The sequence below is a fragment of the Snodgrassella sp. ESL0304 genome, assembly GCF_013344995.1.
GTDB lineage: Bacteria > Pseudomonadota > Gammaproteobacteria > Burkholderiales > Neisseriaceae > Snodgrassella > Snodgrassella alvi.
The window spans coordinates 12187-26898 of record NZ_JAAEDR010000009.1; the positions used below are offsets into that span (position 1 = coordinate 12187).

Consider the following 14712-nt stretch of genomic DNA (forward strand, 5'->3'; position numbering starts at 1 on the left):
TATTTAGCGTTAATACATATTGAGTTTTATCAAATTTTTCATATGCTGCCGGATTTATCGAATTTGTTTATTAATCGATTTTTATTATCGATTAGACAGGGTGTGTCGTTATGGTGAGAATGCAAAGGCTTTCTTAAATATTTATTCATTTATTCTTTTTTAATAATAACCCAAAAAGGGGATTCTTATGCTGGCTTTAGTAGGCATATTAACTATTGCAACTTTGCTATTTTGCATTATGAGCAAGCGGTTATCGCCGATAGTCGCTTTGATTATTATTCCTATTCTAGGGGCTGTAATCGCACTATACATCGTACCGTTGTTTCAGGGTAGTCTGGATGTAGTACCTCATTACACCGTTATACCAAAAATGGTGGTGACAGGAATATCCAAACTGGCACCTATGGCAGCGATGTTTGTGTTTGCCATTATTTTCTTCGGTGTGGTAAGTGATGCCGGGATGTTTGATCCGATTATTGCCAAGATTCTGAAGGTGGTAGGTACTAATCCTAAGAGAATTATTATTGGTACTGGTGTTCTGGCACTGATTGCGCATCTGGATGGTAATGGAGCAGTGACATTTCTGATTACAGTACCGGCCATGCTGCCTTTATATAACAAACTTGGTATTGATAAGCGAATTCTTGCCGGGATTACAGCACTGAGTGCCGGTGTAAATTTCCTGCCATGGACAGGACCGATGATTCGTGCTTCCGCAGCGCTGGAGGTATCTACACATGATCTGTTTACGCCACTGATTCCGGCGCAGATTTGCGGGCTGGCGTTTATGGTGTTTATGGGCTGGTACTGGGGACGCAAAGAAGAAAAACGCTTAGGTCTGGCCGGAGCTGGTGCTGGTGCGGTAATCGGTGGTGAAAATGAAGAAACAGCAACACATTTTGCGCCAAAAGAATTAACCGAAGAAGAGCAAAAGCTGCGTCGTCCACATTTATTCTGGGCGAATATTACTCTGGTGATTCTGGTAATTACGGGTATGGTAGCCACAAAAATATCACCAGTGGTTATTTTTATGGTGGCCTGCTGTATTGCGCTGACATTAAATTACCGCAAGCCTGCTGAACAATCTGCACGGATTAATGCTCATGCTAAGGGCGCGCTGATGATGGCATCTATTTTGTTTGCTGCCGGTGTGTTCACAGGCATTATGGGTGAATCCGGTATGCTCAAAGCTATGGCAAATTCAGCCGGTCATTTTGTACCTGACAGTTTGTCTTCTCATATTCCGTTTATTGTCAGTCTGGTAGCAATGCCGCTGAGTCTGGTGTTTGACCCTGACTCCTATTATTTCGGCATTATGCCGGTGGTGGCCAATATTGGTGGTTTCCCGCCTATTCAGGTGGCTCAGGCTTCTTTACTTGGACAGATGACTACTGGTTTCCCGGTTAGTCCGCTGACTCCGGCTACCTTCCTGTTGTGCAGTCTGTCCGGCGTGGATTTGGCTGACCATCAGAAATTCTCTATTCCGATACTTTGGCTGGCTTCTATCGTGATGGCTGTAGGTGCGATGTTATTCGGAGTATTCCCGATATAAACAGGTTGTTTTTAAGTTGTTGAATGTAAAAAGGATATGACATATGAAAAAAATCAGAATTGGTTGTGGTGCCGGATATGGTGGCGACCGGATTGAACCGGCTGTAGAGCTGGCGGAAAAAGGGGATATTCAGTATCTGGTATTTGAATGTCTGGCTGAACGCACGATTGCTATCGGTCAGCGCCAGAAAAAGCATAATCCGGAAACCGGTTTTAATGAATTACTGGCAGCGCGTATGCAGGCAGTATTACCGGCCTGTCTGGAAAAGGGAATCAAGATTGTTACTAATATGGGTTCTGCCAATCCGCGTGCAGCAGCCAAAGTAACTGCCGAAATCGCACGTTCTCTGGGCGCAAAAAATCTGAAAATTGCCATTATTGAAGGCGATGATGTTTACGAACAGGTTATGCAGCAGGATCTGCCACTGGATGAGTTACAAAAACCGGTTTCACAATGCGGTAAGAAAATTGTTTCAGCCAATGCTTATATCGGCGCTGAACCAATGGTACAGGCGCTGGACAATGGTGCTGATATTGTTATTGCCGGCCGTGTTTCTGACCCGTCTCTGTTCCTGTCAATCATGATGCATGAGTTTAAATGGGGTGCAGAAGATTGGGAGCATCTGGGTAAGGGCACTATTCTGGGACACTTGCTTGAGTGTGCCGGCCAGATTACTGGTGGTTATTTTGCTGATCCGGGTTACCGCGATGTACCTGATCTGGCACGTCTGGGCTTTCCGATTGCCGAAATCAGTGCCGATGGTGATGCAGTAATTACTAAAGTTGAAGGCTCTGGCGGCATGGTTACTCCTGATACCTGTAAGGAACAGATGCTGTATGAAATTCATCGCCCGGATGAATATAAAACACCGGATGTCACCGCAGATTTCACGCAGGTAACCTTTACACAAGTAGGTAAAGACCGTGTTGCTGTTACTGGCGGTACAGGTCGTGCCCGTCCTGAGACGCTGAAGGTATCTGTAGGTTATGAAGATGGTTTTATTGGTGAAGGTGAGATGAGCTATGCCGGTCCGGGAGCGGTAGAACGCGGTCGTCTGGCACTGGCCATCGTAAAAGAGCGGTTTGAAATTGCACATGCAGAACCACAAGAGGTGCGTTTTGATCTGATTGGTATTGATTCTCTGCACGGTGCAACTTTGTCACAGAGCAGCCAGCCGTATGAAGTTCGTGTGCGTGTAGCCGGACGTTTCGCAACTAAAGCTGCGGCAGCAGTTGTGGGTAATGAAGTTGAAGCTTTATATACCAATGGTCCGGCCGGCGGCGGCGGTGCTATGAAATCTGTAAAAGAAATTGTGGCTATGGATTCAACATTTATTCCCCGTGATCTGGTAACAACCAGTATTGACTATCTGGAGGTTTGATAATGAAGTTACGTGAAATTGCACACTCTCGTACTGGTGATAAAGGTAATACTTCAAATATTTCGGTAATTGCTTATCGGCCTGAAGATTATGAACGTATTAAAGCAGCAGTGACTGCGGAAAAGGTTAAAGCGTTTTTTGCAGACATCGTGACTGGTGATGTTGTGCGCTATGAATTACCGAATATTGGTGCACTGAATTTTGTTATGTATGGTGCTTTGGGTGGCGGTGTTACCCGTACGCTGGCACATGATATGCATGGTAAAGGTTTGAGTGCAGCAATTCTGGATATGGACATTGAGTAATTAATCACTTGCCGGCGGTGCTTTTCAGGGTATCGCCGGCAAATCAAATATTGTCATAGATCTATAACAAAATCAGTTGTTATGTATTTGTCCGGTCTTTGGTTTATCTCAGGTTAGAAGAGTATGAAAACAAAACAGCTCAGTTTAGCGGATGTAAAAAATCATCTGTGGGATGGAATGACCATTATGTTTGGCGGTTTTATGGGAATCGGTACGCCCGCCAGACTGGTACAGGCTATTCTGGATTCAGGGGTTAAGGATTTAACTATTATTGGAAATGATACTGCGTTTGTAGAAACCGGTGTCGGCCCGCTGATTACGAATAATCGTGTCAGAAAAGTTATTACTTCGCATATTGGTACTAATCCGGAAACCGGTAAGAAAATGATTGCCGGTGAGATTGAAGTTGAACTGGTACCGCAGGGTACGCTGGCAGAGCGGATTCGTGCTGCCGGCGCAGGTTTGGGTGGTGTGCTGACACCTACTGGATTGGGAACAATTGTCGAAGAAGGCAAACAGAAAATCGCGGTAAACGGACAGGAATACCTGCTTGAATTGCCATTACAGGCTGATCTGGCCATTGTGGAAGCAAAAACGGCAGATAAGCTGGGTAATCTGGTGTATGAACTGTCTGCTCAGAATTTTAATCCGCTGGTTGCTCTGGCTGCGAAAAAGGTAATTGTTGAAGCAGGCAATGTGGTTGAAGTGGGTGAGATTTCACCTGATGCGGCGACTACACCGGCAGCGCTGGTTGATTATATTGTTTATCCGGAATAAAGGAAGAGTCACCATGAATGCAAAAGAATTAATTGCACGCAGAATTGCATTGGAATTCAATGACGGGGATGTGGTGAATCTGGGTATTGGTCTGCCGACTCAGGTAGCCAATTATGTACCGGAAGATATTCATATTACTTTGCAGTCTGAAAACGGTTTTCTCGGTCTCGCTGCACTGGACCCTGAAAAAGCCAATCCTAATCTGGTGAATGCAGGCGGTCAGCCATGTGGTATTGCTGCCGGCGGTTGTACTTTTGACAGTGCATTTTCATTTGCACTGATTCGCGGCGGCCATGTTGATGCTTGTGTACTGGGTGGTCTGGAAGTCGATCAGCAGGCAAATCTGGCAAACTGGATGGTGCCGGGCAAAATGGTACCGGGCATGGGTGGTGCAATGGATCTGGTAACCGGTTCGCGCCGGGTTATTATTGGTATGGAGCATTGTACTAAAAATGGCGAATCCAAAATTCTGAAAGAATGTACTTTACCGCTAACAGCAAAAAACAAGGTTAATCTGATTGTTACTGAATTAGCTGTGTTTGGTTTTAAAGACGGACAACTGATTTTACTGGAACATGCACCAGGCGTTGATTTGGAAACAATTAAGGCTAAAACTCAGGCTGAATTTACTGTGGCTGAAGATTTCCGTGAAATGGCAATCAGCCAGCGTGGTTTATAGGCTGGTAACAGTCAGATTTAGGAGTTAAATATGGAAAATGCAGTTATTGTCAGTGCAGCTCGTACACCTGTAGGCAGCTTTAATGGTTCGCTGGCCAGTGTAGGCACAGTAGATTTGGGTAAGCTGGTTATTGCTGAAACTTTAAGCCGTGCCGGTGTTGAAAGCGGACTGGTTGATGAAGTAGTGATGGGTAATGTGCTGCAGGCCGGGCTGGGACAGAATCCGGCACGACAGGCAGCTCTGGCAGCCGGACTGGCTGATAGTGTACCGGCGTATACAGTTAATAAAGTATGCGGTTCGGGATTAAAAACGGTAGCACTGGCCGCTCAGTCTATTGCCGCACAGAATGTAGAGGTAGTAATAGCCGGCGGTATGGAAAATATGACGCGGGCACCATATCTGCTGGATAGCCGTGCACGCTGGGGCTATCGTATGGGTAATCAGCAGGTAATTGATACTATGGTACACGACGGGCTGACCTGTGCTACCAATCATTATCATATGGGGATTACTGCTGAAAATATTGCACAGAAATATCAGATCAGCCGGCAGGAACAGGATGAGCTGGCTTTACGTTCTCAGCAGCTGGCTGCGCAGGCGGTTGCAGCCGGTGTATTTGATGCAGAAATTGTGCCCGTAACAATTAAGTCACGTAAAGGTGATACTGTATTTGCGCGTGATGAATATCCGCGGGCAGAGGCAACTGCTGAAGCACTGGCTAAATTGAAACCGGCATTCAGTGCCGATGGAACAGTGACTGCCGGCAACTCATCAGGAATTAATGATGGTGCTGCTGCTGTGTTGGTGATGGCGGAAAGCAAAGCAAAAGAACTCGGATTACAGCCTCTGGCACGTATTCGCAGTTATGCCAGTGCTGGTGTCAGTCCTGCACTGATGGGGCTGGGACCTGTACCTGCGACACAGAAAGCTTTGCAGAAGGCCGGTCTGGCACTGACTGATATTGATCTGGTTGAGGCAAATGAAGCTTTTGCTGCACAATTCCTCGGAGTAGGCCGCGAATTGCATTTTGATATGGATAAGACCAATATCCATGGTGGTGCGATTGCGATTGGTCATCCGATTGGAGCCAGTGGTACCCGCATTCTGGTAAGTCTGTTATATGGTATGCAGGCAAAAGATGTTCAGTTCGGGCTGGCTACGCTGTGTATCGGCGGCGGTCAGGGTATTGCAATGATTGTTGAGCGTATGTAATACAGTTTAATTTCACTGAATATCCAATTGAAAACAGACTATATATTAAACATATATAGTCTGTTTTTGCTTGAACGAAGAAAGCGCCGTTAAGGCGCTTATAAGTTGTCGGATTAATCATTAAAACATCGTATTATTATTTTCTGCCTGCTCTGGTACATTTTGAATCACATCCCAATGCTCAACTATTTTTCCATCTTTAACTCGGAATATATCAACTACTGCTTTACCAAGATCATCTTTATTGATTTTAGAATGGACATGTAACCATACAATATCGCCCTCCACAGATGAACGAATTATGATAGCACTTGATTGCGGATTTTGTTTAAAGAAATCTTCGAAATAAGTAATCGCAGGTGTTCTACCATTAGCGACATAAGGATTATGTTGTTTATAATCTTCAGCCAGTGTTTTTGTTGCCTCAGCAAGTTGATGTTTATTAAAAAAGTTATTATAAAAATTGATAACTAGTGTACGATTTTCTTCTTCTTGAGCGATATTTCTTTGCTTTAAATCTTTTGCTGCGACAACACCTGTGAAACTCAACAAACAAATACCAATTAAAAAGCTTTTTTTAATTACATTCATACCAACTCCAATTCCTATTTTTATTTAGATAAACTCTATCTATAATGCGTTATTAATCTATAATGCAGACCGCTTGAATGGTCGCAATTAAACTAAATAAAACAATATAGTTATTTATTCGGATAAGAACTGTTGGATAGGCTAATCCGGCCGTGATTATTTCTGCTGCTCTGCTATCATTTGCTGAATATCAGCCTCTGTCAGATTATGTGTCTGATTGGCGAAAGAATAGCATTCCGGTTTGTTATCAATATAAACTTGAAGATTGAAATCCAAGGCGTCAGGCTGGTCAAGGGCATCAGGCTGGTCAAGTGTCCATGCGGCTATGTAGTATTGGTCGCTATTTTTTAAGTGATAATACAGATGAGTACCGCACTCTGAGCAAAATCCGCGTTCCGCCCATTCTGATGAATTGTAATTTTTGATGAATTCTGTATTTTCAAACTGAATCTTACCATTATGCATAATTGTCATCAGCGGACCTGCACTCCATTTACGGCAGGTACTGCAATGGCAGGCACTCAGTGAGTGGTTATCTGTTTCCAGAGAAAATTTAACTTTGCCGCAAAGACATGAACCTGATTGTTTGCTCATATACTACCCCTTTATTGCAGATTGAATTATCAATATTACTTGCCTGAAATGTATTCAGATTGCAGCTATGTAAAGCGCAATGATACAGATAACGCCCACTCCCCAGATACATGAACGGGCAAAAGATTTATCTTTAATGTAACAATAAAAATAACCAAGGCGACTGAGAATAAACAATACGCTCCAGAAGTTAATGGTGAACTGGGCAGCGTTATCAGTTGCATGGGCAATAATGACCGCAGCAGCGAAAGGTGCAAATATTTCGTAACCATTTTGCTGTGCAGCATTAGCACGTGCAGCTTTACCCTGTACTTTAGCCATGAATTCACGGGGCTGATGATTATCATCAGCTTTAAAACCACCACTTTTTTTAGCATAAGATGCTGCAATCCATGGCAGAAGCATGGCTATTAAAACACACCAGTAAGCAAGAGTCATAATGTTGTACCTCGGTAGTTATGTGTGTACTGCAATTAAATAAATTATGTGATGGCGCTGGTTAAGTACGGGCAGTTTTATCCTGTCTGTGACTTTACCCTATGGGTAAATTATAAGATAATTTAAAGTTTTTCAAGCTTTTTGTGATTTATAACTATTTTATCTGTTTGTGATGCGCTGATGTTGTCATTCTTTGGGAGGTACGGAGTGATATAACAAATTTATCAGCGTTTTTTATTGTGGGAACTCAACCATGTTGTTTAAAAAGTTAGCTGATCAGGATGTGTCTGGCAAGACCGTTGTGATTCGGGTAGACATGAATGTGCCTATTAAAGATGGTGTTATTGTTGATGATACGCGTATTCGTGCTTCTTTAGCTTCGATTCGTTTTTGTTTGCAGCAGGGTGCAGCAGTTGTGGTGCTGACACATCTGGGACGACCGAAAGCCGGCGCTCCAAAACCGGAAGACAGTGTTGCTCCGGTGGCGCAACGATTAGGAGAATTATTAGGTCAGAATGTCAGTGTGGCAGAAGACTGGCGTGAACACAAACCACAGTTGCAGGCCGGACATGTAATCATGCTGCCTAATGTTCGTCTGAATATCGGCGAGAAGGAAAATGACCAAGCTCTGGCTGCAGCTTATGCTGCGCTTGGTGATATCTATGTTAATGATGCTTTTGGTACTGCACATCGTGCAGAAGCTTCTACAGCCGCAGTGGCAGAATTTGCACCGCTGGCCTGTGCCGGTATGCTGCTGACAGCTGAACTGGAAGCGTTAACTCATGCAGTACAGAATCCGCAGGCTCCGGTAGTGGCTATTGTGGGCGGAAGTAAAGTATCAACTAAACTAACGATTCTGGAAAGTCTGGCCGATAAGGTGGATCATTTAATTGTAGGTGGCGGAATTGCCAATACATTTTTACTGGCAAAGGGACTGCCTGTAGGGCAATCGCTGGCTGAAGCTGATCTGGTTGATAGTGCACGGCAGATTATGGCTAAGATAGCGGCTAAGGGCGGTGATATTCCTTTGCCTGTTGATGTGGTGGTAGCCAAACGTTTTGATGCTGATGCAGCTGCTGAAATTAAAAACGTAGCCGATGTGGCCGAAGACGATATGATTCTGGATATTGGTCCGCAATCAGCACAGAGACTGGCTGAGATGATGAAAGAGGCAAAAACGATTGTCTGGAATGGTCCTGTAGGTGTATTCGAATTTGCTGCATTTGCTCATGGTACTAAGGTGCTGGCAAAGGCAATTGCTGATAGTGATGCTTATTCAATTGCCGGTGGCGGTGATACGCTGGCTGCAATTGCTCAGTTTGGTATAACTGATGATATCAGTTATATCAGTACTGGTGGCGGGGCATTTCTGGAGTTTCTTGAAGGTAAGACTTTACCGGCCGTTGCTGCGCTGACTGCACGAGCCTGATTGCTAATTTTATTTATCGGCATCGTTACGGATGCTTTTTTAGGCGAAATTGCTTAATACCGCAATTTCGCTTTTTTCATGTCTGTTGTTTTTATGATGATTCAATGACATAAGAAGTTAACTTCTTTCCGGCAGAAACATATTTTGTTGTATGTGAATAAAACTCGGATTGTACTGAGATAAGTACATTATTCGGGCATCCCTCCTGTATTAAAAAACTGAGTGTTAATTTTTTGACAATGGCTTATTTAAAGGTTAATAATTTAGTTACTTTGTAAATTTTAATTTATTTATGTTTATTTAAAGTATCTTTTTGTATTTATTAATTTATAAATAACTAATTTTAAATAATTTAAAAATATTGCTGCCTGATAAGTAAAGTTTTATGTACTTTGCATGTTGGTTAGCAATATTTATTCACACATTCAGGTTAGGAGTAGTTGATGTCTGGTTCTTCAGGAAGTTGCTGGCGTAATCTGCCACGCTGGCTGCTTGTATTGATATTGCTGGCTGGCGGTCTGGCGCTAGGCTATGGCGGAATTAAGCTATTGATACTTGGCGGCTCTTGCTATTATTTACTGGCTGGTATTGCTTATCTGGTACTTTCGATAATGGTTGGTTTGCGTAAGTCTTATACTGCCTTGTTTTCGCTGGCAGTGTTTGTGGCAACGCTAATCTGGGCATTAACAGATGCAACGGAGTTAACTTATTGGACTCTGATGCCGCGTCTGGTTATACCTGCACTGTTTCTTATGATGACTTTGTGGTCAGGCAGTGGCTATCAGGGTGTTTCAGCTTCCGGCCGCCGTTTTTATAATTTTAGCGGTGTTGTTATATTTCTGGCTTTACTGGCCACGCTGATTGCGTCGTTTTATCCGCATGGTCAGATTCGTAATCAGGTTAATATCAGTGAGAATGCTGATGCGGCACATGAAAATGCTCAAAATCCGTCTGACTGGGCATTTTTTGGCAGAAATCAGCGCGGTACCCGCTTTGCGCCGTATACCCAGATAAATCCGGATAATGTGCGTAATCTGCAGGTGGCATGGACATTTCATACTGGCCGCCGTACTTCTGGTAAAGCAATCGGTGTAGACGAAAATACACCATTGCAGATTGGTGACAAGCTGTATTCATGCACACCGGAAAATTTGGTATCTGCAATTGATGCGGATACCGGTAAGCTAATCTGGCGCTTTGATCCTAAAGCACGTACTGCGGAGCATGTAACCTGCCGCGGGGTAGGCTATTATGATATGGATAAGGATGATAGCCTGACCAATGCTGAAAAAGCCGCTTATACTCAGTCTGTATGCCGGCGCAGAATTGTTGTATCTACAGTGGATGCACGTCTGTTTACTCTGGATGCAGATAAAGGGACGTTATGTCCGGGTTTTGGTGACAATGGTTATGTGAATCTCAAGGCTTATATGGGGCCGACTGAAAACAGTAAGCGCTATCATCCGACTTCTCTGCCGGTAATGATGGGACATTTAACTGTTGTAGGCGGCTGGGTTCGCGATATTGTTCACGGTGAACCATCTGGCGCGGTACGGGCATTTGATGTACGTGACGGTAAGCTGGTGTGGACATGGGATATTGGTAAACCTGAAGGTCTGGCTAAGCCCGGTCAGAATTACACACTTGAAACACCTAATGTCTGGACTATTCCTACTTATGATAAAGAACTGAATCTGGTTTATTTACCAACCGGCAATGGACCGCCGGATTACTGGGGTGGTGACCGCAATCATATTAAGGAAAAATTCGGGGCAGCAGTGGTTGCTCTGGATGCCAGCACCGGTAAATTACGCTGGGTACGTCAGCTGGTTCACCATGATGTATGGGATTATGATTTGCCTTCTCAACCTGTACTGTATGATGTTACCAATGATAAAGGCCAGAAAATTCCTGCTCTGATTCAAACTACTAAAACCGGGCAGATTTTTGTAATTGACCGACGAAACGGGGAATTTGTCACTAAAGTTGTGGAAAGCCCTGTACCTACAGCTCCGGCAGCCGAAGGTGAACATTTGTCTGCTACGCAGCCTGATTCTGTGGGTATGCCCAATATTGGTAATGAGCCGCTGACTGAACGCAGTATGTGGGGTATCACACCGTTTGACCAGTTATATTGCCGTATTCTGTTTAAGAATTCTGTATACAAAGGCCGGTTTACGCCACCGAGTGCACAGCCGTATATTGAATGGCCAAGTCTGCTTGGCGGCATGAACTGGGGTGGTATCTCAATTGATGAATCACGGAATCTGATGTTTGTGAACGATATGCGCATGGCACTGCGTATGCAGTTGGTTACCCGTGAGGAGGCAAAACAGTTCAAGGTTTCTACTGATGAAGTACCAGGATTTATGGGTACGATTCGGCCGCAGGTTGCCGGTATTTATGGCGGTGTGAAAATCGACATTCTGCAATCTCCGCTGGGTGTACCATGTCAGCAGCCGCCATTTGGTACGCTGAGTGCCATTGATTTGAACACCAAGCAGCTAGTATGGCAGGTGCCAATGGGCACAGTTCAGGATACCGGACCTCTGAATATTAAGACAAAACAGCCAATGCCGATTGGTATGCCTACGCTGGGCGGTCCGACAGCTACTGCCTCCGGTCTGGTATTTTTTGCCGGTACGCAGGATTATTATCTGCGTGCAATAGATGCCAAAACCGGTAAGGAAGTTTGGAAAGCACGCCTGCCAGTGGGTTCGGTTGCTGCTCCGCTGATTTATGTCTCTCCGAAAACCGGTAAGGAGTATGTGGTTATTTCAGCCGGTGGTACCAGCCATTCAAATGATGTTGGTGACTATGTAATTGCTTATGCGTTGCCGGATAAAAAGTAAATCTGACCAGCACTAAAAAACAGCACCTGGGACGGGTGCTGTTTTTTAAGGAATTAATAAAATTGTTTACTAATTAATTTCAATTATATTCATGATTTTACATACTACTATGAAATACTGTCTGTTAAATATGAATATATTCTCAATTCAAATAACAAGGAGTTGTGTTATGAAAACTTTTATCCGTGTAGTAACGCTTGCTGCTTTGTCTTCAATGAGTATGGGTGCTTTTGCTGCTGGAACAGAACAGCCGCCGACAGCAGTAGTCACTGAAACTGAAACAGTGGTTGTGCATGAGCAGAAACCGGTTTTGGGTCCGGTAAATCCACATTCAATTTTGCCTCAGTTGAATTTAAGTAATCAGCAAAGGGCACTGGTACAGAAAATTGATCATCAGTATGCCAGCCAGCGTCCGCTTATGAGCAATGAAAATCGTCAGATTCTGGCTAATTTGCAACAGGAGCGTAAAAATCTGGTATTAAATAAGCAATTTGATGATGTTAAAGCTAAAAATATGATTGCACAGGAACAGCGTCTTTGGGCTGAACAGCAACAGGCACGTGCTGATTATGATTTTTTACAGTTAAAACGCGAACATGATATCTATCAGATTCTGACTCCGAAACAGCAACAGCAATATTGGCGTTTGCGTCAGCAACAGAAGTTGCTGCACTCCAAAGCGCGATAATTTATTGTTACTGTAGTTCGGTTTTGTGATTTAAAACCCCGCATTGCGGGGTTTTTATTTTTCTTTGGTAAGAAATATTTATCAGAATTTAATCTGTGCCCGTGCCCACAGTGTGCGTCCTAGCTCGTTAACTCGGTATTGTTGTACGGAATAGGTATCAAAATCATAAGCAGATTTATTTACTGCTTCGGCATAGGTTTTGTTAAAGACATTGTCGATTCCGATTTGTACCAGCATATTTTTACCGGGTTTCCAGCCGGCATTTAATGCCAGTGTCCCAAAGCCGCTGCTCTGACCTAAGTCCATGCCAACAATGTTGCCCTGATTTTTGGCATAGCGGTGCTGACTAGTAACAACACGCCACAAGGCACCGGCGCTGAAATGCTCGTTTTCCCAGTTGAGGTAAGTACGCCATTCCAGTGGCGGGGTTTGTGCCAGTGGTCGTTTATCACTGCGGTTACTGGCATAGGTATAGGCGAGGCTGCCGCCAAGATTCCAGTGTGGTGCGAACTGCCAGTTGGTTCTGGCTTCGAAGCCATAGCGGCGCGCATCTATCTGACGGGCTGAATTTTTGCTGTTAATGCTTTCAATCAGAATAAAATCATTGATTTGTCCTGCAAAAATATCAATTGAACTGCTGATGCTGTTACCTTGATAACTTAAACCGGCATCGATTTCATGGTTGGTTTCTTTACGCAATTTTTCGCCGTTGGCTTTACTGCGTTCCCAGTAATCAGGAGCACGCTCGGCAATACCATAGCCGAGATAGCTGGTTAGTTTATTGTTGCGGTGTTCCAGACGGATAAAGCCGGCATTCAGTCCCTGATGCTGGCGCAAATACTTTGAGGCAATGGCATTTTTCTGCGGATTAAATAGGGTACTGGTCCAGTCATGACGAAAACCGCCAAAGAGACTGTTATTATCATTTATATTCCATTCACTCTGAATATAGGCACCGTGACGTTTATAAGTCTGGTTCCAGATAAAGGGCAGTTTGTAATAATTTTCTGCCTGCTGTTTACTGGTACTCATTACCATCGGCCGGGTGCTGACTTCATCATTCTGCCAGTCTGCACCGATTTCACTGTGTGTATTTCCCAGCTCTATCTGTGCTGACAATTTAGCTGATTTTATTTCACGCGAAGGATTCATTACTGAATACATGCGGCGTACCGGCATGGTGGTATGCATACCATTCATATTTGGCATATCCGATGCCATTTTGCTCATACCGGAAGCCATCTTCATTGGTGCAGGAGTACGCAGACTGAAATTATCCATCACATGGTCGATTTTGCTGCGACCATATTCAAACTGCAGCTGACTCAGCCAGTTGGTGATATTTTGCTGGCGCAATTTCATTGACCAGCCATGACGGTCGAACTGGGTACCATCCATACTGCGGTCGGCATAGCGGGCATGGCCGGTGCTGTGTTCATATTGTACAGCCAGCAGGGTGTCAGTAAATGGGGTAAGAGCTGCCTGAGCCATCTGATTATTGCGTTTGAATGCAGAATGAATGGTGTCTCCATTACCGTCTTTGTAATCTTTAGACTCATTGTGACTGGCATTGAGCCGAAGCCAGCCGTACTGATTACCCAGTGTACCGTCGATATAAGCATCACTGCGCCCGAATGATCCTTTTGTAAAGGCACTGTCTAATTTGGCAGTGGGCTGAGATAGTGGTTTTTCATCACGGATAAAACGTACAGAACCGCTAATCATTCCCGGCCCCTGATTAACCGCTTGTGGTCCCTTGGTAATAATGACTCTGTCGTAGCTGGCCGGAAACAGATAGGAGGTGGGCGGGTCCATACGTCCGGGACAGCCGCCCAGTACAAACTGGTCGTCAGCACTGATCAGCAGGCGCGAACCGCCCAGACCGCGTAGCAGGGGATCACCGGAGCTACCGCCTTTACGCGTGACACTCATTCCTGCAACTGATTTAAGTAAATCAGCACCGTCCTGTGCCGGTAAAGGCTGAAGGGCTGTTTTGGGGTTGATTACTTCAACTCCCGAGGTACTTTGTTTGGAAGCGACCACCACTACCGGACTTAATTCTGCTGTATGCGGTTCTGTATTTTCTGATTGTGGCTGGGCACGAACTGTAGAAATAAGACAGGACAGGGCTAAAAAGAAAAGAGATTTGTCACGATAATGCATGGGAGTGCCTGAATGGCTGAAATAATTTAATTTATTATATCTTAAAAAATA

13 protein-coding genes are annotated in these 14712 nt (G+C 44.3%); 9 read left to right on the forward strand and 4 right to left on the reverse strand.

The features are described from left to right. The first annotated feature begins 187 nt into the window (after positions 1-187). The 6 genes from GYX91_RS01540 (at position 188) to GYX91_RS01565 (ending at position 5906) form a co-directional block, all read left to right on the forward strand. Entirely contained in the window at positions 188-1552 is a 1365-nt protein-coding gene (locus GYX91_RS01540) for a CitMHS family transporter (RefSeq protein WP_025329972.1), read from the forward strand. 43 nt (positions 1553-1595) lie between these two features. Then, positions 1596-2933, forward strand: a complete 1338-nt coding sequence (locus GYX91_RS01545) for an acyclic terpene utilization AtuA family protein (RefSeq protein ID WP_174829761.1) — start codon at positions 1596-1598, stop codon at positions 2931-2933. A 2-nt stretch (positions 2934-2935) separates the two neighbouring features. Beyond that, the gene (locus GYX91_RS01550; protein WP_025329974.1) at positions 2936-3238 is read left to right on the forward strand and encodes a hypothetical protein; all 303 of its coding nucleotides are present in this window, start codon (positions 2936-2938) and stop codon (positions 3236-3238) included. 123 nt (positions 3239-3361) lie between these two features. Further along, positions 3362-4015, forward strand: coding sequence for an acetate CoA-transferase subunit alpha (gene atoD / locus GYX91_RS01555; RefSeq protein ID WP_110413857.1), 654 nt, complete (start codon positions 3362-3364; stop codon positions 4013-4015). 13 nt (positions 4016-4028) lie between these two features. Then, the gene (locus GYX91_RS01560; RefSeq protein WP_174829762.1) at positions 4029-4694 is read left to right on the forward strand and encodes a 3-oxoacid CoA-transferase subunit B; all 666 of its coding nucleotides are present in this window, start codon (positions 4029-4031) and stop codon (positions 4692-4694) included. A 30-nt stretch (positions 4695-4724) separates the two neighbouring features. Further along, positions 4725-5906 (forward strand): acetyl-CoA C-acetyltransferase, encoded by a 1182-nt coding sequence (locus tag GYX91_RS01565; protein ID WP_174829763.1) that lies wholly within the window; start codon positions 4725-4727, stop codon positions 5904-5906. A 120-nt stretch (positions 5907-6026) separates the two neighbouring features. On the opposite strand, the gene GYX91_RS01570 is transcribed toward GYX91_RS01565, so the two are convergent. The 3 genes from GYX91_RS01570 to GYX91_RS01580 form a co-directional block, all read right to left on the reverse strand. Beyond that, entirely contained in the window at positions 6027-6497 is a 471-nt protein-coding gene (locus GYX91_RS01570) for an ester cyclase (RefSeq protein WP_174829764.1), read from the reverse strand. Positions 6498-6653: 156 nt separating this feature from the next. After that, on the reverse strand, positions 6654-7091 hold the full coding sequence (locus GYX91_RS01575) for a GFA family protein (protein ID WP_084587301.1): 438 nt from the start codon (positions 7089-7091) through the stop codon (positions 6654-6656). Between the two features lie 54 nt (positions 7092-7145). After that, complete coding sequence (locus GYX91_RS01580; RefSeq protein WP_037475497.1) at positions 7146-7529, reverse strand: MAPEG family protein; 384 nt, start codon at positions 7527-7529, stop codon at positions 7146-7148. A 253-nt stretch (positions 7530-7782) separates the two neighbouring features. Between GYX91_RS01580 and GYX91_RS01585 the strand changes: the two genes are divergently transcribed. The 3 genes from GYX91_RS01585 to GYX91_RS01595 all read left to right on the forward strand — a co-directional run bounded on the left by GYX91_RS01585 (position 7783) and on the right by GYX91_RS01595 (position 12498). Next, on the forward strand, positions 7783-8958 hold the full coding sequence (locus GYX91_RS01585; RefSeq protein WP_174829765.1) for a phosphoglycerate kinase: 1176 nt from the start codon (positions 7783-7785) through the stop codon (positions 8956-8958). Positions 8959-9401: 443 nt separating this feature from the next. Further along, positions 9402-11810 carry a membrane-bound PQQ-dependent dehydrogenase, glucose/quinate/shikimate family gene (locus GYX91_RS01590; RefSeq protein WP_174829766.1) on the forward strand — a complete coding sequence of 803 codons (2409 nt, stop codon included), beginning with the start codon at positions 9402-9404 and terminating at the stop codon, positions 11808-11810. A gap of 169 nt (positions 11811-11979) precedes the next feature. Further along, positions 11980-12498: a Spy/CpxP family protein refolding chaperone gene (locus tag GYX91_RS01595; protein ID WP_174829767.1), complete on the forward strand. Its 519-nt coding sequence runs from the start codon at positions 11980-11982 to the stop codon at positions 12496-12498. Between the two features lie 81 nt (positions 12499-12579). On the opposite strand, the gene GYX91_RS01600 is transcribed toward GYX91_RS01595, so the two are convergent. Further along, on the reverse strand, positions 12580-14661 hold the full coding sequence (locus GYX91_RS01600) for a TonB-dependent receptor domain-containing protein (RefSeq protein WP_174829768.1): 2082 nt from the start codon (positions 14659-14661) through the stop codon (positions 12580-12582). Positions 14662-14712 lie beyond the last annotated feature (51 nt).

Excerpts from the sequence above, each read along its gene's own strand:
- GYX91_RS01580 (WP_037475497.1), bottom strand. The coding sequence starts at position 7,529 with ATGACTCTTGCTTACTGGTGTGTTTTAATAGCCATGCTTCTGCCATGG.
- atoD (WP_110413857.1), top strand. The coding sequence starts at position 3,362 with ATGAAAACAAAACAGCTCAGTTTAGCGGATGTAAAAAATCATCTGTGG.
- GYX91_RS01550 (WP_025329974.1), top strand. The coding sequence starts at position 2,936 with ATGAAGTTACGTGAAATTGCACACTCTCGTACTGGTGATAAAGGTAAT.
- GYX91_RS01540 (WP_025329972.1), top strand. The coding sequence starts at position 188 with ATGCTGGCTTTAGTAGGCATATTAACTATTGCAACTTTGCTATTTTGC.
- GYX91_RS01560 (WP_174829762.1), top strand. The coding sequence starts at position 4,029 with ATGAATGCAAAAGAATTAATTGCACGCAGAATTGCATTGGAATTCAAT.
- GYX91_RS01600 (WP_174829768.1), bottom strand. The coding sequence starts at position 14,661 with ATGCATTATCGTGACAAATCTCTTTTCTTTTTAGCCCTGTCCTGTCTT.
- GYX91_RS01545 (WP_174829761.1), top strand. The coding sequence starts at position 1,596 with ATGAAAAAAATCAGAATTGGTTGTGGTGCCGGATATGGTGGCGACCGG.
- GYX91_RS01565 (WP_174829763.1), top strand. The coding sequence starts at position 4,725 with ATGGAAAATGCAGTTATTGTCAGTGCAGCTCGTACACCTGTAGGCAGC.
- GYX91_RS01585 (WP_174829765.1), top strand. The coding sequence starts at position 7,783 with ATGTTGTTTAAAAAGTTAGCTGATCAGGATGTGTCTGGCAAGACCGTT.
- GYX91_RS01570 (WP_174829764.1), bottom strand. The coding sequence starts at position 6,497 with ATGAATGTAATTAAAAAAAGCTTTTTAATTGGTATTTGTTTGTTGAGT.
- GYX91_RS01595 (WP_174829767.1), top strand. The coding sequence starts at position 11,980 with ATGAAAACTTTTATCCGTGTAGTAACGCTTGCTGCTTTGTCTTCAATG.
- GYX91_RS01590 (WP_174829766.1), top strand. The coding sequence starts at position 9,402 with ATGTCTGGTTCTTCAGGAAGTTGCTGGCGTAATCTGCCACGCTGGCTG.
- GYX91_RS01575 (WP_084587301.1), bottom strand. The coding sequence starts at position 7,091 with ATGAGCAAACAATCAGGTTCATGTCTTTGCGGCAAAGTTAAATTTTCT.